This window comes from Paeniglutamicibacter sulfureus (assembly GCF_039535115.1).
GTDB lineage: Bacteria > Actinomycetota > Actinomycetes > Actinomycetales > Micrococcaceae > Paeniglutamicibacter > Paeniglutamicibacter sulfureus.
Genome location: NZ_BAAAWO010000001.1, coordinates 1,470,762 through 1,490,077, shown reverse-complemented (window position 1 = coordinate 1,490,077; position 19,316 = coordinate 1,470,762). Strand labels below are relative to the sequence as shown.

Sequence of the window (19,316 nt, the reverse complement as noted above, 5' to 3'; positions counted from 1 at the left end):
TAGGTCTAGGACCTACTCGACGGTGACCGACTTGGCAAGGTTGCGTGGCTGGTCGACATCCAGGCCCTTGGCCGAGGCCAATTCGCAGGCGAAGAGCTGCAGCGGCACGGTGGCCAGCAGCGGCATCAGCAGGGTGGGGGTCTCCGGAACGTAGAAGACGAACGAGGCGTAGTCGCGGACTGCCTCGTCGCCTTCCTCGGCGATGACCAGGGTCTTGGCACCACGGGCGCGCACTTCCTGGATGTTGGAAACAACCTTGGAGTGAAGCGAATCGCGGCCACGCGGGGACGGAACCACAACGAAGACCGGCTTGTCCTGCTCGATCAGCGCGATCGGGCCGTGCTTGAGCTCGCCGGCGGCAAAGCCCTCGGCGTGGATGTAGGCGATTTCCTTGAGCTTCAGGGCGCCTTCCATGGCGACCGGGTAGCCGACGTGGCGGCCCAGGAAGAGCACCGATTCGGTGTCCTGCATCGAGCGGGCCAAGGACTTGATTTCCTCGGCGCGGTCCAGGATGTTCTGGATCTTGGCCGGAATCTTGCCCAGGTCGGCCAGGATGTCCTTGATCTGGCCGCTGAACAGGTTGCCGCGCAGCTGGCCCAGGTACAGACCGAGCAGGTAGGTGGCGGTGATCTGCGCCAGGAAGGCCTTGGTGGAGGCCACAGCGATTTCCGGTCCGGCGTGCGTGTAGAGCACGGCATCGGATTCGCGCGGGATGGTCGAGCCATTGGTGTTGCAGATCGCCAGGGTCTTTGCGCCCTGCTCCTTGGCGTAGCGCACGGCCATGAGGGTGTCCATGGTCTCGCCGGACTGCGAGATCGAGACGACCAGGGTGTTGGAGTCAACGATCGGGTCGCGGTAGCGGAACTCGTGGCTCAGCTCTACCTCGACAGGGATCCGGCACCAGTTCTCGATGGCGTACTTGGCAACCGATCCGCCATAGGCGGAAGTGCCGCAGGCCAGCACGACGATCTTGGTTACGGATGCCAATTCCTCGGGGGAGATGCGCAGCTCGTCAAGGGTCAGGCGACCGAAGGCGTCCGAGCGGCCGAGCAGGGTGTCTGCCACCGCTGCGGGCTGGTCAAAGATTTCCTTTTCCATGAAGGAAGCGAAGCCGCCCTTTTCGGCGCTGGCTGCATCCCAGTCGACGTGGAATTCCTTGCCCTCGGCAGGGTTTCCCTGGAAATCGGTGATGCTGTGGGTGTCGGGGGTGATCGTGACGATCTGGTCCTGGCCCAGTTCCACCGCGCGGCGGGTGAAGTCGATGAAGCCCGAGACATCCGAACCCAGGAAGTTTTCTCCGTCGCCCAGGCCCAGGACCAGCGGGGAGTTGCGGCGGGCGGCAACGACAACGCCGGGGTGCTCGGTGTGCACGGCCAGCAGGGTGAATGCACCCTCGAGCTGGCGGGCGGTCAGCTCCATTGAACGGGTGAGGTTTCCCTCGCCGGCGCCGCGGTAGACCGAGCCCAGCAGCGCGGCTGCGACCTCGGTGTCGGTCTCGGAAAGGAACTCGACGCCTTCGGCGACAAGCTTGGCCTTCAACTCGGCGAAGTTCTCGATGATGCCGTTGTGGATCATGGCGAGGTTGCCGTTATCGGCAAGGTGGGGGTGGGCGTTTCCGTCGGTGGGGCCGCCGTGGGTCGCCCAGCGGGTGTGGCCGATACCTGTCAGCGAGGCCGGCAGCGGGTCGGCTTCAAGGGAGTCGACAAGGTTGGCGAGCTTGCCCGCCTTCTTGCGCGAGTCAATGCCCGCGTCGGTGACCACGGCGAGCCCGGCCGAGTCATAACCGCGATACTCGAGGCGCCGAAGACCCTCAAGAATCACATCGAGCGCCCCGTGATCGGCTGCGCGTCCAGCATTACCTACGTATCCAACGATTCCACACATGCAAAAAAGATTACCGTGCCGCGCAAGTCCCTCGGTTCATTTGCGCTGTCGGCTGGTCTTAAAAATATGTGTGCATGCCCACGCGTCCAAAGTATGGCCAAAAGGTGAAGTTTGGGAATACGGGAGGATTGTTGGCACAATTCAAGGCGTGAATGGACAGCGTGCGGTCGACTACAGTGCTACACCCTTCGTCGAATTGGACCGCCAAACCTGGGCAAGGCTGTCCAACGAACTCAAGCAACCCTTGGATGAAGCGGACCTGCGCCGCCTCAGCGGTCTGGGAGAGCAGCTGAACCTCGCCGAGGTGCGTGAGGTCTATCTTCCGCTCTCGCGCCTGCTCAACCTCTATGTCCAGGGCTCTGCCTCGCTGCACCAGGCGACCAACACCTTCCTGGGGGAGAGCACCCGGCGCACTCCCTTTGTCATTGGCGTGGCCGGTTCCGTGGCCGTGGGAAAGTCCACGACCGCCCGTGTGCTGCAGGAATTGTTGCGTCGCTGGCCGGACACCCCCGATGTGCAGTTGATTACGACCGACGGCTTCCTATATCCGAACGTCGATCTGGAAAAACGCGGCATCATGCACCGCAAGGGATTCCCGGAATCCTATGACCGTCGTCGCCTGTTGCGATTTGTTTCCGAAGTGAAGTCCGGCGCACCGGAGGTGCGCGCCCCTTGGTATTCGCACCTTACCTATGACATCGTGCCGGGCAAGGAAGTCGTGGTGCGCTCTCCCCAGGTGCTGATCGTGGAGGGGCTGAACGTGTTGCAGCCCGCCCGTGCACGCACGGACGGCACCGCCGGCCTGGCATTGAGTGATTTCTTTGATTTCTCCGTTTACGTTGACGCGAGAACGTCCGATATCGAGGAGTGGTACATCCGCCGCTTCATGAAGCTGCGCTCCGGCGCGTTCTCGGACCCCGCTTCCTACTTCCACCGCTATGCATCGCTGAGCGACGAGGAAGCCAGGGAAACCGCGCACGGAATCTGGAAACGGATTAACGAGCCGAACCTGAGGGAAAACGTCATTCCCACGCGTGGCCGCGCACAGCTGGTGTTGAGCAAATCGGCGGACCATTCGATCCGCAGGATGCTGCTTCGCAAGATCTGATACCCGAATTTTTTGGGTGAACGTATCGATAATTTCCCATAAAATTTCCGCGCCGTGCCTTTTGACCACTGCGATTGTGTGTAAAGCTGGGCACATGCTCAAGGGATTCAAAGAATTTATCATGAAGGGCAATGTCGTTGACCTTGCCGTAGCCGTTGTCATCGGTGCTGCTTTTGGCGCCGTAGTCACAGCATTGGTTGAGTTCATTCTCATGCCATTGATCGCAGCATTGGTCGGTTCGCCGAACTTCGATAACTTCCTGGTTATCACGCTCGGTGCCGGTGTGGCCATCAAGATCGGTGCGTTCCTGACCGTTCTGGTGAACTTCATCCTCATTGCTGCAGCCATTTACTTCTTTGTCGTGGTGCCGATGAAGCACCTCGAGGAACGGCGCCAGGCCCGCCTTGGCGTTGAAGAACCCGCCGAAGAGCTCGATCCGCAGCTTGCGCTGCTGGCCGAGATCCGCGACGAGCTCCGCACCAACCGAACCCTGTAAATCCACTGCGGACCCTTTCGGGTCCGTCCATTACGAAGCACCGGTGACCCGATCCCATGATCAGGTCACCGGTGCTTCGTCTTTTCCGGCACAGTACTGCAGGAGCGGTGGCGTGGGTGGCGTGGCCTTGAGCGGGCGCCAAGGGGAAAGTGGGATGATGGATGGGTGAGTGCACAATCAACCGAACAGACCGAAAAGCCGACCCACACCCAGGATGAGACAACGACGTCCACCTGGGAACGGCGGGCCATCATCGATCTGGCCAATATTCGTGAAAACGTAAAGCGCGTCGCCGAGCTCGTGGCCCCTGCCGAGGTCATGGCAGTCGTCAAGGCAGACGGCTACGGACATGGAGCGGTGGCCGTGGGACGTGCGGCCGTGCAGGCCGGGGCGACATGGCTGGGTTGTGCCCATGTCACCGAGGCCCTGAAATTGCGCGAGGCGGGGCTGGACTCCCAGTTGATGGCTTGGCTGCACACCGAGGGAACCCCGTTCGAAGCGGCCATTGCGGCAAATCTCGACTTGGCCGTATCCGGCTGGGAACTGGAGCATGTGGCCCGCGCGGCACAGGCCGCCGCGCAGCCCGCACGCGTGCACCTAAAGATCGATACCGGGCTTGGCCGCAACGGCTGCACGCCCGACCAATGGGAGCAGCTGTTGGGGCGGGCCGCCAGCTTCCAGGATGAAGGCCTGATGCGCGTGGTGGGTGTCTTCTCCCACCTGGCGGTGGCCGACGAACCCGAACGCCCGGAAACCGACGAACAATTGGAAGCATTCAACCAGGCGGTGGCCCTGGCCGAGGATGCCGGGTTTGACCTTGAGGTGCGGCACATTGCCAACACACCGGCAATCCTGACGCGTCCCGACGCGCATTACGACATGGTCAGGCTTGGACTGGGCCTGTACGGGCTAAGCCCCTTCGCCGGCGAAGAACCGGCACGGTACGGGCTGCGCCCGGCAATGACGTTGGTCAGCCGGATCGCGAACGTGAAGAAGGTGCCGGCCGGGCAGGGCGTGGGCTATGGATTGCGGTACCACACGGACAGGGAAACCTACCTGGGCCTGGTCCCGATGGGCTACGCGGACGGCATTCCGCGTTCTGCCTCCAACGCACCGGTGAGCATCAACGGCAAGACCTACCTGGTGCGCGGCACCATTGCCATGGACCAATTCGTGGTGGACCTGGGCCCGGATATAGACGTGGCCGAAATCCTGGGTTCCGAGGTCATCCTCTTTGGCGAGGGCGGCCCCAGCGCGACCGATTGGGCAGATGCTGCGGGGACCATCAACTATGAAATCGTCACCCGTATCTCACCCCGCGTTCCGCGCCGACTGGTGGAGGGCACTTGGGGAGAGTCCGGTGAATGATGCATCGATTGCCGCCGAGCTTGAGGTAGGCGATATTGCCGAGACCCGCGACTTCGCTCACCGGCTCGGAGAGATCATGCGCGCCGGGGATCTGGTGATCCTCACCGGCGAGCTCGGTGCAGGAAAGACCACTTTCACCCAGGGACTAGGTCTGGGAATGGGGGTACGTGAGGGAATCATCTCGCCAACCTTCGTGATTTCCCGCATCCACCCCGCCCTGGGTCACGGCCCGGATCTGGTGCATGTTGATGCCTATCGGTTGGACAGTGCCGCTGAACTCGATGACTTGGATCTGGAAGCGAGCATGGGCCAATCCGTCACAGTGGTGGAGTGGGGTGCGGGCAAGGTGGAGCAGCTCAGCGATTCCAGGCTTGAAATCGTCCTGCTGCGTCCTGGATCTGCCGAAGTCCACGAAGACCTGGTCTTCGACTTCAATGAGGGCGAGGATGACGAGCCGCGCACCATCCGGATCGCAGCATATGGCCCGCGCTGGGAGAACGATCCCGGGCTTGCCACGTTACTGACCGACTTCGACCGCTAGAACAACAGGGGAACCGCACACATGCTTCTATTGGCCATTGACACTTCGGCGAACGCCTCCGCAGCCTTGCTGGAATCCGAGGGCGACACCGTAGAGGTGTTGGGCTCCTTCACCTCAAACGTGGGCAACGACCACTCCGAGGTATTGGCCCCCGCCATCGAGTCCCTGCTCGATCAGGCCGGCGGCCGAACACCGGAAGCTATTGCCGTAGGTGTTGGACCCGGACCCTTCACCGGGCTGCGCGTGGGGCTGGCCACCGCCCGGACGCTGGGCTTTGTATGGGGGATCCCTGTCCACGGAGTGATGAGTCTGGACGCCATTGCCCTGGATGCCGTGGCGCAGGAGCCGTCAGACAACTTCACCGTTGCCATTGATGCTCGGCGCAAGGAACTGTACTGGGCGCGCTATGACAAGACCGGGGTCCTGCTTGAGGGACCGCACGTGAGCGTCGCCGAGGAACTTCCTGCTAGTCCGGTGTACGGGGCCGGCGCAGGACTTTATGCCGAGCGCCTGGCAACCGTGGGAGCGGATGTCGTCCCCGGATTCGAGCACGCCCACCCCGGTGCAGTGCCACTGGGCACCCGTGCCCTTCGCATCCTGTCCGCCGGAGAAACGCTTCTGGGGACCGAACCGCTTTACCTGCGCGAGTCCGATGCAAAGGTCCCCGCGGTCATGAAGGGGAAACTGCTGTGAACCCGAAAGAAGCATTCCCCACTCCGGCGGGCTTGGAGACCCGGGCCATGGTCATGGCTGATGTGGCCGAGGTCTGGGAAATGGAGAAGGCACTTTTCCCGATAGACGCCTGGCCGCAGGACATGTTTGTCGGCGAGCTGGAGCAGACAGCAACCCGGAATTATTGGGTGGTGCAGGATGCAGGGAAGATCGTTGCCTATTGCGGACTGATGTGCGTCCTGCCACTGGCCGATGTGCAGACCATTGCCGTGGCCCCGGATTACGAGGGCCGGGGGATCGGCACGTACCTTTTGCGTCTGATGATCGATACGGCGATCGAGCGCAGCGCCACAGACCTCTTGTTGGAGGTCCGCGCGGACAACCCCCGAGCCCGTGGTCTCTACGAGCGACACGGCTTCGACGCCATCCACCGCAGGCCCCGTTACTACCGCGACGGCGTCGATGCGGTGATCATGCGCAAGGTGCTGATCCTGGCTAATTGAGCGAATCTTAAGGGGGAACTGCGGGTAAGCCCGCCGGTCTTCCAGCCATCCAATTGACCCGCTTCGCCCAAACCGGGGTGAGACACCTAAAATTGGTCTTATGTCCCTTTCTGCACCGCTTGTTATTGGCATTGAATCCTCCTGTGATGAAACCGGGGTGGGTATCGTGCGTGGAACCGACCTCTTGGTCAATGCAGTGGCCTCCTCCATGGAGGAACACGTGCGCTTCGGTGGTGTCATTCCGGAAATTGCTTCCCGGGCGCACCTTGATGCCTTTGTCCCGACGCTCGATTCCGCGCTGAAGGAAGCCGGTGTGACCCTGGACGAGATCGACGCGATAGCGGTGACCAGCGGCCCGGGATTATCCGGAGCATTGATGGTAGGAGTCTCGGCGGCCAAGGCACTGGCCCTGGCCACGGGCAAACCCCTCTATGGAATCAACCACCTGGTCGCGCATGTGGGAGTCGGCATTCTTGATGGGGGGAAGCTGCCCGAAAACCTCGGTGCGCTGCTGGTGTCCGGCGGCCACACCGAAATCCTGCAGGTCAATTCACTGACTTCTGACGTGCGCCTGCTGGGTGCAACCATCGACGACGCAGCAGGGGAGGCCTACGACAAGGTCGCCCGACTGCTGGGACTGGGATACCCGGGCGGACCGGTCATTGAGCGGATTGCCAAGGAAGGCGACCCGAAGGCCATCCGCTTTCCGCGCGGTCTGACGTTGCCCAAGTTCATTGGAACGGAAGAAGAGCCGGGAAAGCACCGCCATGACTTTTCCTTCTCCGGACTGAAGACAGCCGTTGCACGCTGCGTCGAGCAGTACCAAAAGCGCGGCGAGGAGGTTCCGGTCGCCGACATTGCCGCGAGCTTCCAGGAAGCCGTGGTGGACGTGATCACGTCCAAGGCGGTTCGTGCCTGTCAGGAACACGGATTGACGAACCTTTTACTGGGCGGCGGGGTGGCTGCCAATTCGCGATTGCGCGAGCTGCTGGCTGTGCGCTGTGCCTCGGCTGGGATCGCCCTGCGTGTGCCACCGCGTAACCTGTGCACCGACAACGGCGCCATGGTCGCGGCCCTAGGCGCCCAGCTGGTTGCGGACCAGGTCCTGCCGACCGGGCTGGGATTCTCCACGGACTCCGGGCAACCGGTGAGTTTGATTTCATTGGCCAACTAGAAACGGCCGGGAATGCGAAAGGGTGGATGGGAATGGTCCCATCCACCCTTTCGCTTAGGTGCCCTATTGCTTTGCCTTAGGCCAGGTGCATACGGCGTACGTTGTCCTTGACGACTTCACGCAGGTTGCCGTTGTGGGCGGAGGCGATCTTGTGCTGCCACTGGTAGCCGGCTCCGCCCTTGATGATGCGTTCAACATCCGCCAGCTCGGCACTGCAGCCAAGCTTTTCCGCTACGGGCGCCAGCCGGACGAGCTCCAGGAGCAAATGCTCGGTGACGAGCATTTCATCCCCGGCGGCGTTGAGGATGATGATGGCCTCCATGCCGTAGCGGGCGGCGCGCCACTTGTTTTCAACCCGGTACCAAGGAGGCATGACGGGGATGGTGCCACCGTTGTCCAGCGTGGTGGACATGTCATCCACGAGGCATTGCGTGAGCGCGGCTATGGCACCGATGTCCTGCAGCGAGGAGAGCCCGTCGGAGATGCGCATTTCGACAGTCCCGAAGCGCGGGACCGGGCGCACATCCCAGCGGATTTCCGAGATGTCGTCAATGACGCCGGTGTGCAACATGTCGGCGACGTATGACTCGTATTGGTCCCAGCTCGGGAAGTGGTACGGGATGCCGGCGGTGGGAAGCTGCTGGAACATCAAGGCGCGGTGCGAGGCATAGCCGGTGTCTTCCCCACCCCAGAAGGGGCTGGAAGCAGACAATGCCTGGAAGTGCGCCTGGTAGTTGATGAGCCCGTCAACGATCGGCAGGGCCTTGGCCCGGGAGTCAAGGCCGACATGCACGTGAACCCCGTAGATCACCATCTGCTGGCCCCACCACTGGGTGCGGTCGATCATCTTGGCGTAGCGGTCCTTGTCGGTGACCGGCTGCAGCTTCGGAGGTGCGAACGGGTGGGAACCTGCGCAGTACAGGTCGACATCCATCGGATCGGTGACCTCGCGGACCGCCACCAGGTTCTCGTGTAGTTGGGCCTTGGCCTGTGCCACGGTTTCGCAAACACCGGTAACGATCTCCACGGTGTTCAGGAGCAGCTCCTGCTTCACATGGGGATGTTCCTCGTCGATGGCAAGCGAACCGTGGCGGAGGTTCAATTCGGCCAGCACTTCCTCGGCTACCGACCGCAGATCGGAGGTATGCCGATCCACCAATGCAACTTCCCATTCCACACCAAGGGTGGACTGGCGTGATGATGCGAAATCTATCTGCATCGGGCCTCCATGTCTTATGCGGCGAATCACGCCAATATGTTGTTACTGCACAGTCTATCGAGCGTAATGGCGCGTTTGATGCGACCGTCGGGGCTCGCCGGTAGTTTTGTGGATCAAGGGGTGCTCGTGCGCACACACCTCCTACACGGGCTCGACCTCAATGGCGTAACGCTGATCGCCGACCCGGGTGAGGATCAGGGTCGCCTTGTTCTTGGCATCGCGCCCTGTCCCTGCCAGCAGGATCTTGCGCAGTTCCTCCGGCGTGACATCCATGCCGCGTTTCTTGATGTCCAGCACGCCGATCTTTTCGGCCTTGACCCAAGCTCGGAGGTTCTTCACGTGGTAGGGCCGGACGGCAAGAACCTTGTAGGCCTTGGCCAGCGGGGTTTCAACGGGCTCCGCGGTGCTGAAATAAGCGATGCGCGGATCGATCAGGTGCCCACCGCTGGTCTTGAGTAATTCGTCAATGAGTCCGGCGCGGATCACGGCGCCGTCAGGTTCATAAATGTAAGAATCGATTTCGCCCACGGGCACGTCGCCGCGCAGGGCCGCATCCGGATCGAAGTCCACCGGACTGGTCAGCTCGGTGGCACCGTGCGCGGCGATGATCAGGGCAGCGCGGCGGATCCCGGGGCGGGCGAGCGGGCCGAACCAGAGTGCGGCCTCCGTGACGTCCCCGTTTATCGAAACCCATTGGACCTCGCAATTGGCCGGCACCGCGTCGTGTGGCAGTCCTGGGCCCATCTTCACGCCTACGGCCAGACCGCGGTCGGCCAGCGATTCGACGAACGACAGGGGCGGGCTGAAGGCCTCCGGATCGAAGATCCGCGAGGTGCCGGATGTATCGGTGGTGCGCCGCGCCGGGTCGAGCCACACCCCGTCAAAACCCGTCAGATCGAAGGTGGTCGCGTCGGCATTGACGACGGTGGCGGTAGGCCACGGCATGAGATTCAGGGTGGCAGCGGCCGCGGTGGTTTCGTCCATCTCCACGGCGGTCACCTCGAGTTCGGCGCTGGCAAGCGCGAGCGAATCGGCGCCGATGCCGCAACCCAGGTCGGCTACCTTCTTGATCCCGGCGCGGGTGAAGCGCTGGGCATGGAGTCCTGCGAGCTTGAGCCGCGTTGCCTGTTCCAGGCCGGCCGGGGTGAAGACCATGCGGTCGGCGAAGGGGCCGAACTTGGTTCGGGCCTTGGAACGAAGCTGGGCCTGCTGGACCACCGCCGTCACCAATTCCACTGGATGTCCGTCCTTGCGCAGAGACAGATTGAGATTCAGTGCCGCTTCCTTCGTTCCGGCGGCGGACGGGTCAACTGAGTTCAGAAGGTCCCACCCCTGGGGTGTCAATAGGATTGCCAGTTGGGATGCTGCGGCTTCAGAGCTTTGATTTGCCATGGGATCAAGCCTAGCGGGAGGAATCTGAGGTGCTCTGTATATGTTGGCCCATGCGGAGAATCGGCCTCCCCACATTACGTCCAAGAGCTCTGTCCTGCCATATATCGATTCGTAATATTGGTGATGTCTGTCACGCGCACGCAAAGGAGAATGCCTATACTTACTCTGGCAGAGTTTCGCGAAATGACAGGCAAATTCGTTGTCCACTCTGGTGAGTGGTCTTAAGGCGGCCGGTAGATGCAACGACAATCGGGTGGTCGTGGGAATGATTAAAACTAGTTTCAGGGAGGCAATATTTATGGGTCGGCGTTCGAGGTTGATATTGTCAGCATGTTCACGGGATTAATTCTCTCGACGAATAAGCCTGCCTTTCTGGGCCATACAACTTTTTTCTGGGGGAAATAGATGGATTCTTATGCAGCGCGCGCGAAAGAGACTGAAGCTTCGGACGCGCCGCGTTGGAACCCACCGAAGCCCAACGGTCATTGGATTCGTGATCGACACGTGGCCATGGACATAGCGGCATGGATCGTTGCCCTATGTCTAGCAACGATTTTCCGTTTTGAATTCAGAATGACTGAATTCAATTTCGTTCCGGTCCTGTTGGCCGGACTCGGTGCAGCCGCTCTACACCTCTTCCTGGGTTGGTTGCTTGCTCTGTACACCAGGCGATTCACTTACGGAACTTTTGAAGAAATCCGAGTGCTCGTATATGCAGTGGCGTTAGTTGGATCCGCCGCGAGCATGGTGCTGCTCGCATTTGGAACAGACTGGGATATACCACGCAGCATCGGGCTCATTGGTGCTCCGATAGCACTCTTGTTAATGTGTGGTGTCAGATACATGGAGCGCGTAGCGAGTGAACGGCACCTGCGTCCAGGCGATGCTGCGTTGCCGACCATTATCTACGGTGCCGGCTACTTGGGGGAAACCTTGGTGCGACGCATGCTCACGGACCCAAACACCACCTATCGCCCCGTCGCCTTAATTGACGACGACCCTGCGAAATCAAATCTTCAGATTCGCGGTGTTCAGGTAATGGGAAGTCTTGAGTCCATGGCTGAAGTGGCCGCTAGGACAGGTGCAGTTGAACTCGTCATAGCAATCAACTATGTGGATGCTCCACAAGTTCGATTGATCTCAGACACAGCCGCTGAAGCTGGCCTGAATGTCATGGTATTGCCGCCACTGAATGATGTTCTGGCTGGGAAGACCAGGCTCTCGGACTTGAGAGACTTATCCATTGAGGATCTTATTGGCCGGCACCCGGTCGATACCGAAATTGAATCCATTGCGGGCTACCTTGCCGGAAAACGAGTTCTCGTCACCGGCGCAGGAGGGTCCATCGGATCGGAACTATGTCTGCAGATCAGCAAATTCGCGCCTTCAGAGCTGATCATGCTTGATCGCGATGAGACTGGCCTTCAAGGGGCTCAAATTAGAATCGCTGGACACGGGCTACTACATACAAGAGACGTCGTCCTAGCGGATATTCGAGATACAGAAGCACTACAGAAAATATTTGAGGAACGGCGCCCAGACGTCGTCTTCCATGCTGCCGCATTGAAGCATCTGCCAATGCTGGAGCAGTACCCGGATGAGGCTTGGAAGACCAATGTTCTGGGCACACTAAATGTCTTGCGTGCCGCGCAATCCACGAATGTGGCGACCTTTGTAAACATCTCTACAGACAAGGCGGCCAACCCGAGCAGTGTTCTCGGTCATTCCAAGAGAGTGGCCGAAAAACTTACTGCATGGATGGCGATTGAAACGGGCAAACCCTATCTTTCGGTCAGATTCGGGAACGTGATCGGGAGCCGCGGTTCAATGTTGCCCACGTTCCGTTCACTCATAGAAGCAGGCGGACCACTGACTGTTACGCATCCCGATATCACTCGGTATTTCATGACGATCCCGGAGGCTTGCCAGTTGGTAGTACAAGCTGGCGGTATCGGAGGGGCAGGCGAGGTGCTCATCCTGGACATGGGTGAACCAGTGAAGATCCTCGACGTTGCCCAACGCATGATTGAGATGTCCGGAAAAGACATTGAAATTGTGTTCACAGGGATGCGTGAAGGTGAGAAGCTCCATGAGGAGCTTGTCGGACATGGAGAATCTGACAGTCGCCCTTTCCACCCACAGATCTCGCATGCCGACGTCAATCCGATCTCGCCGGAGCGAGTCACCAAGTCCTCTTGGGAAGCACGTCTCCAAACGGACTATTCCTCGGCTAGAGTGCCATCCGCCCCGAATCATCATGCCGAAATAGATGCCAGTGATTAGTATTCGTCGGAGTCACAATTACTCCGGATCATCCTCGGTTGATCACGGAATATTAAACGAACAATTTGACTCCGGGTTGCGCCGCGCTGCGACACGTGGCTTCCCTTGAAGTCAACTCGCTCACCACTCTGTTTGTCGTCAATAGGCTCCGTGACGGCCAGACGATGCACTCGAATTTCGTTGATGACGACACGAGTGGCTCTTCCACCGTTCAAATAAATCGAATTAAGTTTCTCGCGAAGAGATCAAAGCAGTCGCGGGCGCAGGCAAGCCCTGAGAGGGACAGTTGATGCAGGAAAGAATTTACATGTCATCGCCGGATGTTGGCGAGCTTGAGGAAGAATATATCCTCAATGCAGTTCGCTCGGGATGGATCGCTCCACTTGGACCGGACGTCGATGCATTCGAGTCGGAGCTTAAAGACAGGGTAGGAGTGAATCACGCTGTTGCCTTGAGTTCTGGAACAGCCGCGCTGCACCTGGCTCTATTGACTCTCGGTGCCAAGACAGGCGAGGTAGTCGTTACCTCGACGATGACATTTGCCGCGACTACAAACGCGATTATGTATACAGGTGCCGAACCATACTTCATCGACTGCTTGCCAGAGACTGGCAACATGGATCCGGAATTGTTGCGTCGGGCTTTGATTAGTTTGCGTGACGCGGGCACTCACGTGGCAGCAATTGTGCCCGTTGATCTTCTGGGTAAGGCGATCGACTACACGAGTATCCTCGGCATTGCTGCTGAATTCGAAGTACCAGTCCTTGCCGATGCAGCGGAATCACTCGGCGCAACACACGCTGGCAAGGCCGCAGGCAGTTTCGGCGCGGCTTCCGTGTTCTCGTTCAACGGAAACAAAATCATGACGACTTCCGGTGGCGGCATGCTGATGACCAACGACGAAGACCTCGCGAGCAACGTGCGCTACCTTGCAACACAGGCCCGGCAGCCGGTGGTCCACTACGAACATCACGACGTTGGCTATAACTACCGCTTGAGCAACCTGCTTGCTGCGCTGGGTCGCGCGCAACTTTCGCGTCTAGACCAGATGATAGCGAAGCGTCGCAGGATGCGCGACCAGTATAAGGATCTGTTCTCAGGAATAAACGGGGTCGAGATATTCGGTGCCAAGGGCGATGAGGAAGACAACGTGTGGTTGACCTCGATCTCGATAGACGAATCGGTGACGGGATGGAGTCCGGATGATCTTGCGGCGACCCTGGCACAGCATAATATCGAAAGTCGGCCGATTTGGAAGCCGATGCACCTGCAACCGGTGTTCTCAAGGTATCGAGGTGAGATTAGCGGAGTTGCCGAGAATCTGTTCAAGACGCATCTCACACTCCCGAGCGGTTCCTCGTTGAAGAAGTCTCAGCGCCAATTCGTGCTCGATATAATTTCGGAGTTTGCGCAGGCACGGGCATGAGCACTAAACGAAAGTACGACGCGGTCAAACGTGTTATCGACATTGTCGGAGCGGGAACCGGGCTCGTTCTACTTTCGCCGGTGATCGGTGCAACAGCACTAATCGTGCGGGCGAAGCTCGGCTTACCCGTCATATTCGAACAGGACCGGCCTGGTCGCGACGGCAAGATATTCAAGCTCTACAAGTTCCGCAGCATGCTGAACGCGGATGAGACGACGGGTCTGGTGAGCGACGCAGACAGGCTCACTAGTTTCGGAAAGGCGCTGCGCTCGACTAGTCTCGATGAGTTGCCATCCCTGCTGAACGTGCTGCGCGGCGACATGAGCTTGGTTGGCCCAAGACCCTTATTAGTAGCATATCTCGACCGTTACACGCCGGAGCAGACCCGTCGTCACGAGGTGCGCCCTGGTGTGACCGGTCTCGCCCAGGTCAGCGGACGCAACTTGATCAGCTGGGATGAAAAGTTCGCTATGGATATCGAATACGTCGATCGGCGCAGCTTCTTACTTGATGTCAAGGTTTTATGGCGAACGATTCGTGCTGTGTTTGTCCGTGAAGGCGTTAGCCACGACGGGCACGCGACGATGGAAGAATTCGTGGGGAGTTCTCGTGCCAATTGAGGCCGTACTCATTGGAGCTGGTGGCTTCGGACGCGAGGTTCTTGATGTGGTGGAAGCGTGTAATGCCTCCCAACGTCACGGTACGGATAAGTACATTCGCCTTTTGGGGGTCGTAGATGATTCACCCTCTGACGTGAATCTGAACCGACTTAAAGATCGGGGATACGATCACCTCGGTGGCGTGGAAGATATCCTGGCGCAGAAAACTGCTGGCAATTTTGTTCTCGGTATCGGTGATCCAAAGGTCAAACGAGGGGTCGCTGAACGACTTGAAAACGCCGGGTGGCATCCTATGACGGTTGTACATCCGAGCGCGGTTGTCGGTTCAGTACGTGCAATCGGCGCAGGAGCAATTATCTGTGGCGGGGTGCAACTCTCCACGAACACGCGTCTGGGTCGACACGTTCACCTGAATCCGAACTCGACGATCGGGCACGACACTGTGCTCGAAGATTTTGTTTCGGTGAACCCAGGGGCAATCGTGTCTGGGGATGTACTTGTCCAAAGCCGGACACTCATAGGTGCTGGAGCAATTATTCTGCAGCAGTTGTCGATCGGAGAAGACGCGTTGGTCGGTGCCGGTGCGTGTGTGACTCGATCGGTAGCTGCCGACACGGTTGTAATAGGTGTCCCCGCACGCCCCGTCGATCACAGTATCCTAACAGCGGCGAACACTAGTCGAGAGGTTCAAGAGATTGATGAGTGAAGGGCCGGGCCACGAAAGCGGCGATGCATACCTCGCAAGAACGGACAATCAAGATGTTTCGCGGCGTGTCGTGTACGGAGTCACCGTAGGTGTAAGCGCGCTCAAACTTTTGCGAGGCCAACTTCAATGGCTCGGCGCGCAAGGGTGGGACGTCAAGCTCGTGACTACACCCGATGAGGACGCTCATGCTGCTGCTCTGAGAGAGGGCACGGAGCTGTACCCCCTTCCGATGTCGCGCAGAATTTCCCCGGTGGCCGATTGCGTTGCGCTGTGGCGTTGGGTGCGGCTCCTTTCCTGTCTCAAACCTGCAGTGGTAAATGTAAGCACACCGAAGGCTGGCTTACTTGGGGGGATCGCAGCGTGGCTCACGCGAATTCCACGGCGCGTCTATGTGGTGCGAGGACTCCGCTTGGAAGGAGCTAAAGGCCCGTTGAGCTCTATCCTTTGGCTCACGGAATGGCTCTCCATGAAGGTGGCTACTGACGTATTGTTTGTGAGCCAGTCTCTTGCACGGGAAGCAGACAGTCGACGATTGCTGAGCCGTCGCAAGTCCTGGGTGATTGGCGCCGGCAGCAGCAATGGAGTGGACGCCCGGGCAGTGGAGGTGCGAGTTGAGTCAGTGAATCGTGACGAAATCAGGGTCAGCCTAGATCTTAATCGGGATGACTTTGTTGTTGGTTTTATTGGCCGGATTGCAAGAGACAAGGGCCTGGAGACGCTCGTCCATGCCTTCTCTGAAGAACTCTTGGACAGTAGAGTACGGCTGCTATGTATAGGTGCCGCGGAAGACGAGAACCTTACTAATATGGTGCGGGCACTTGGCGACAAGGTTAGATTCGTTCCGTGGACGAATGACGTGTGGGGATATTTACCGGCTCTGGACGTACTTTGTCTGCCGACGCTGCGAGAAGGATTCCCCAACGTAGTGCTCGAGGCCGCGGCTGCCGGAATCCCTGCGATCACAACCCGCGCTACAGGTGCCATCGACTCAGTCGTCGATGATCAAACAGGTTTTCTTATAGACGTCGGTGACGCTGATGCCCTTGTCGAGAAGATCAACCTACTCGCAGGTTCGCAGGAGACTGCGAAACGACTGGGATCGGCCGCGAAACAACGGGTTCTAAGCGAATTCCAACAAGAGAGAATCTGGCAAGGTATCGCCGAGATTTTGTCAGGAACTACGAATACATGCAGTGCAAATCGAATTATTGGCCTGACAACTGATGGAGAAAACAAGTGAAGGTACTCATTACCGGTGGGGCAGGTTTCATTGGATCGAATCTGAGCCGAATACTCCTGGACTTTGGAACAGCGGATGAAGTGCGGGTGTTTGATGATTTGAGCACTGGTTCCTTGGATAATCTTGAGGGCATTGATGTTCAATTTATCAAGGGAACCCTCCTTGACTTCGAGGCTCTTTCTGCGGCGGCCGAAGGCATGGACTCCATCGTTCATCTGGGGGCAATCCCTAGTGTTCCCAGATCTGTCGCGAATCCGCGCGCGTCGCATGACGCCAACACGACGGGAACGCTAAACGTTTTGGAGGCGGCCCGCGCTAGAGGTGTCGATCACGTAGTGGTTGCTTCATCCAGTTCCGTGTACGGGTCGAATCCTAAACTGCCCAAGAACGAGGACGACTACACCAGGCCGATGAGCCCGTATGCAGTGTCCAAGCTCGCTACCGAAAGTTATGCGCTTGCGTACCAGTCGTCCTATGGTCTCAAGACCCTAGCATTCCGGTTCTTCAACGTTTACGGTCCGGGGCAAGCCGCGGGCCATGCTTATGCTGCCGTTGTTCCGAAATTCATTGACGCAGCTCTCGCGGGTCGTCCGCTCGAGGTGCACGGCGACGGAACCCAGTCCCGCGACTTCACCTATGTTGACACAGTTTGCGAAGTGATTAGGAAAGCAATAACCAACAAGGTGTCTAGCCCGAGACCAATAAACCTCGCCTTCAACACCAACACCAGCCTGCTAGAGCTAATGGAAAAACTCGAGGGCTTACTCGAGCATGACCTCGAACGAGTCCACACAGATCCCCGGATTGGTGATGTGAAGGCGTCTCAGGCTGATTCTTCAAGGGTGCTCGAACTCTTCCCTGACATTGAACCAGTAGAACTAACGGTGGGCCTGAAAGCAACTCTAGCGTGGTATCGAAAGAATGGAATTGAAGCGTGAGCGATCTGACTAACGCACGTATCGCAGTGATTGGCCTAGGCTATGTCGGGTTGCCCCTGGCCATCGAATTCGCCAAGAAATTCGATGTAGTCGGTTTCGACATCAACTCTGAGCGCGTTGAGGAACTGAACCAAGGACATGACCGGACACTGGAAGTGGATGACGATGAGCTCCGCACCTCCTCCATGGTTTTCACGGATGATCCGGAAGCGCTTCGGGCCTCAACGGTTTATATCGTCACAACTCCTACTCCGATTAACGAGCATAAACAGCCCAATCTTCGTCCGGTTCTTTTGGCAGCTGAAACGATTGGAGGGGTACTCAATCCTGACGACATCGTAATCTTCGAGTCGACGGTCTACCCTGGAGCAACTGAGGAAGAATGTGTCCCAGTTCTGGAGGCTGTTTCAGGCTTGACATTCAACGTCGACTTCACCGTGGGCTATAGTCCCGAGCGTATCAATCCTGGCGATAAAGAGCATCGTGTAAGTAACATCATAAAAGTGACCTCAGGCTCCACGCCGGAAACCGCTGACTTTGTGGACGATCTCTATTCGTCAATCATTACCGTCGGAACGCATCGTGCCCCATCGATTAAAGTGGCGGAGGCTGCGAAAGTAATCGAGAACACTCAACGGGACGTCAACATTGCGCTGATCAACGAGTTGGCGATCCTCTTCAACAAACTCGATATCGATACCGAAGAAGTTCTACTTGCTGCGGGTTCGAAGTGGAACTTTTTGCCTTTCCGTCCGGGATTGGTGGGTGGCCATTGCATCGGAGTCGATCCGTACTATCTGACGCATAAGGCCCAGTCGGTTGGGTACCATCCGGAAATCATTTTGGCAGGTCGACGTCTGAACGACTCCATGGGTCAATATGTCGCGTCAGAACTCGTTAAGCGTATGGCAAAGAAGGGACTCCCTCTCCGAGGCGCCAAGGTTCTTATCCTTGGATTGACTTTCAAAGAGAATACTCCGGACTTACGGAATACTCGAGTGCTGGACATAGTCCACGAACTCCGGGATTTTGACATAGATGTCGACGTCCATGATCCTTGGGCCGATTCTGCGGAAGCGTTCGCACTTTACGGTATGAGGATCATGCCAGAGCTACTTAGGAACACCTATGATGCCGTGATTCTTGCAGTCGCACATGCTCAGTATAGGGAGCTAACTGGAGAGGAAGTTCGCGGATTCCTGCGAAATGAATCCGGCATTGTCTACGACCTCAAATCAGTACTGCGTCCTGATATCGTCGACATTCGCCTATAGATAATAAAGTATAGGAATATTGAATGGATTTTCAATATTCATTTTAAGAAATATAGTTCAAATCTTGTTCCTATGCATCGTTGAAGAAGCTTGTGGCAGATGCTTCGAGTACGGCGACCAGATCGCATGATCTGTGGGAAATATCGAGCCAGGATCGGTAGCCGACGTGCATGTGCATGAATTAGAGTACGTTTGAAGCTCTCGTCCTTCAACGGCAGCAACCTCAAGTTGCGGCGCGTCCAAAGGTCGTGAATTTGAAAGTGGCTTTGTCGTGCTGTTGTGCATTTGGTGGTTGTTCGGGGACATGAGTAGGTTGGGGTCGGGGCTGACTGATTCACATATTCCGGTTTACGGCGTTGGAGCCGGCGTATGAAGGAAGCCACTTAGAATAGATTCGGCCTTACCGCGGTTCAGGCCGTGTGATTCTGTGATTGGCAAGAGTTGTGAGAACTCAGTGCCAACGAGAGCTACG

General features: G+C 58.1%; 17 protein-coding genes. 14 read left to right on the top strand and 3 right to left on the bottom strand.

The window, feature by feature from the left end; translation table 11 throughout:
* Positions 1–12: 12 nt before the first annotated feature.
* Positions 13–1,884 carry a glutamine--fructose-6-phosphate transaminase (isomerizing) gene (gene glmS, locus ABD687_RS06770; RefSeq protein WP_310292521.1) on the bottom strand — a complete coding sequence of 624 codons (1,872 nt, stop codon included), beginning with the start codon at positions 1,882–1,884 and terminating at the stop codon, positions 13–15.
* A gap of 148 nt (positions 1,885–2,032) precedes the next feature.
* Between glmS and coaA the strand changes: the two genes are divergently transcribed.
* From coaA to tsaD, 7 genes are all read left to right on the top strand, one after another.
* Positions 2,033–2,992, top strand: a complete 960-nt coding sequence (coaA, locus tag ABD687_RS06765; protein ID WP_310293495.1) for a type I pantothenate kinase — start codon at positions 2,033–2,035, stop codon at positions 2,990–2,992.
* A gap of 94 nt (positions 2,993–3,086) precedes the next feature.
* Positions 3,087–3,488 (top strand): large conductance mechanosensitive channel protein MscL, encoded by a 402-nt coding sequence (gene mscL, locus ABD687_RS06760; protein WP_264271839.1) that lies wholly within the window; start codon positions 3,087–3,089, stop codon positions 3,486–3,488.
* Positions 3,489–3,653: 165 nt separating this feature from the next.
* Positions 3,654–4,856: an alanine racemase gene (gene alr / locus ABD687_RS06755; protein WP_377700364.1), complete on the top strand. Its 1,203-nt coding sequence runs from the start codon at positions 3,654–3,656 to the stop codon at positions 4,854–4,856.
* A complete protein-coding gene (gene tsaE, locus ABD687_RS06750; protein WP_377700365.1) occupies positions 4,849–5,397 on the top strand; it encodes a tRNA (adenosine(37)-N6)-threonylcarbamoyltransferase complex ATPase subunit type 1 TsaE in 549 nt (182 codons plus the stop codon). Before alr ends, tsaE begins: the two co-directional genes overlap by 8 nt.
* A 21-nt stretch (positions 5,398–5,418) precedes the next feature.
* On the top strand, positions 5,419–6,090 hold the full coding sequence (gene tsaB / locus ABD687_RS06745) for a tRNA (adenosine(37)-N6)-threonylcarbamoyltransferase complex dimerization subunit type 1 TsaB (protein ID WP_310292523.1): 672 nt from the start codon (positions 5,419–5,421) through the stop codon (positions 6,088–6,090).
* 47 nt (positions 6,091–6,137) lie between these two features.
* Complete coding sequence (rimI, locus tag ABD687_RS06740; RefSeq protein WP_310293502.1) at positions 6,138–6,572, top strand: ribosomal protein S18-alanine N-acetyltransferase; 435 nt, start codon at positions 6,138–6,140, stop codon at positions 6,570–6,572.
* 100 nt (positions 6,573–6,672) lie between these two features.
* On the top strand, positions 6,673–7,746 hold the full coding sequence (gene tsaD / locus ABD687_RS06735; protein ID WP_310292525.1) for a tRNA (adenosine(37)-N6)-threonylcarbamoyltransferase complex transferase subunit TsaD: 1,074 nt from the start codon (positions 6,673–6,675) through the stop codon (positions 7,744–7,746).
* Between the two features lie 76 nt (positions 7,747–7,822).
* On the opposite strand, the gene ABD687_RS06730 is transcribed toward tsaD, so the two are convergent.
* Both ABD687_RS06730 and ABD687_RS06725 read right to left on the bottom strand, forming a co-directional pair.
* Positions 7,823–8,965 (bottom strand): glutamate--cysteine ligase, encoded by a 1,143-nt coding sequence (locus tag ABD687_RS06730; RefSeq protein WP_310292527.1) that lies wholly within the window; start codon positions 8,963–8,965, stop codon positions 7,823–7,825.
* A gap of 141 nt (positions 8,966–9,106) precedes the next feature.
* Entirely contained in the window at positions 9,107–10,357 is a 1,251-nt protein-coding gene (locus ABD687_RS06725; RefSeq protein ID WP_310292529.1) for a class I SAM-dependent methyltransferase, read from the bottom strand.
* Between the two features lie 510 nt (positions 10,358–10,867).
* Between ABD687_RS06725 and ABD687_RS06720 the strand changes: the two genes are divergently transcribed.
* From ABD687_RS06720 to tviB, 7 genes are all read left to right on the top strand, one after another.
* Positions 10,868–12,640, top strand: coding sequence for a polysaccharide biosynthesis protein (locus ABD687_RS06720; protein ID WP_310293505.1), 1,773 nt, complete (start codon positions 10,868–10,870; stop codon positions 12,638–12,640).
* 307 nt (positions 12,641–12,947) lie between these two features.
* Entirely contained in the window at positions 12,948–14,066 is a 1,119-nt protein-coding gene (locus ABD687_RS06715) for a DegT/DnrJ/EryC1/StrS family aminotransferase (protein WP_310292531.1), read from the top strand.
* Entirely contained in the window at positions 14,063–14,686 is a 624-nt protein-coding gene (locus tag ABD687_RS06710) for a sugar transferase (RefSeq protein ID WP_310292533.1), read from the top strand. The genes ABD687_RS06715 and ABD687_RS06710 overlap by 4 nt, the downstream gene beginning before the upstream one ends.
* A complete protein-coding gene (locus ABD687_RS06705) occupies positions 14,676–15,392 on the top strand; it encodes an acetyltransferase (protein WP_310292534.1) in 717 nt (238 codons plus the stop codon). The genes ABD687_RS06710 and ABD687_RS06705 overlap by 11 nt, the downstream gene beginning before the upstream one ends.
* Positions 15,385–16,632 carry a glycosyltransferase family 4 protein gene (locus tag ABD687_RS06700; protein WP_310292536.1) on the top strand — a complete coding sequence of 416 codons (1,248 nt, stop codon included), beginning with the start codon at positions 15,385–15,387 and terminating at the stop codon, positions 16,630–16,632. Before ABD687_RS06705 ends, ABD687_RS06700 begins: the two co-directional genes overlap by 8 nt.
* Positions 16,629–17,570 (top strand): NAD-dependent epimerase/dehydratase family protein, encoded by a 942-nt coding sequence (locus ABD687_RS06695; RefSeq protein ID WP_310292538.1) that lies wholly within the window; start codon positions 16,629–16,631, stop codon positions 17,568–17,570. The genes ABD687_RS06700 and ABD687_RS06695 overlap by 4 nt, the downstream gene beginning before the upstream one ends.
* Positions 17,567–18,844 (top strand): Vi polysaccharide biosynthesis UDP-N-acetylglucosamine C-6 dehydrogenase TviB, encoded by a 1,278-nt coding sequence (tviB, locus tag ABD687_RS06690; protein WP_310292540.1) that lies wholly within the window; start codon positions 17,567–17,569, stop codon positions 18,842–18,844. Before ABD687_RS06695 ends, tviB begins: the two co-directional genes overlap by 4 nt.
* Positions 18,845–19,316: the final 472 nt, after the last annotated feature.

Bases quoted from the DNA above. Each gene is read 5' to 3' on its own strand.
- glmS (WP_310292521.1), bottom strand. From the start codon at position 1,884: ATGTGTGGAATCGTTGGATACGTAGGTAATGCTGGACGCGCAGCCGAT.
- rimI (WP_310293502.1), top strand. From the start codon at position 6,138: ATGGTCATGGCTGATGTGGCCGAGGTCTGGGAAATGGAGAAGGCACTT.
- ABD687_RS06710 (WP_310292533.1), top strand. From the start codon at position 14,063: ATGAGCACTAAACGAAAGTACGACGCGGTCAAACGTGTTATCGACATT.
- tsaB (WP_310292523.1), top strand. From the start codon at position 5,419: ATGCTTCTATTGGCCATTGACACTTCGGCGAACGCCTCCGCAGCCTTG.
- mscL (WP_264271839.1), top strand. From the start codon at position 3,087: ATGCTCAAGGGATTCAAAGAATTTATCATGAAGGGCAATGTCGTTGAC.
- ABD687_RS06730 (WP_310292527.1), bottom strand. From the start codon at position 8,965: ATGCAGATAGATTTCGCATCATCACGCCAGTCCACCCTTGGTGTGGAA.
- tsaD (WP_310292525.1), top strand. From the start codon at position 6,673: ATGTCCCTTTCTGCACCGCTTGTTATTGGCATTGAATCCTCCTGTGAT.
- ABD687_RS06725 (WP_310292529.1), bottom strand. From the start codon at position 10,357: ATGGCAAATCAAAGCTCTGAAGCCGCAGCATCCCAACTGGCAATCCTA.
- ABD687_RS06715 (WP_310292531.1), top strand. From the start codon at position 12,948: ATGTCATCGCCGGATGTTGGCGAGCTTGAGGAAGAATATATCCTCAAT.
- ABD687_RS06700 (WP_310292536.1), top strand. From the start codon at position 15,385: ATGAGTGAAGGGCCGGGCCACGAAAGCGGCGATGCATACCTCGCAAGA.
- ABD687_RS06720 (WP_310293505.1), top strand. From the start codon at position 10,868: ATGGACATAGCGGCATGGATCGTTGCCCTATGTCTAGCAACGATTTTC.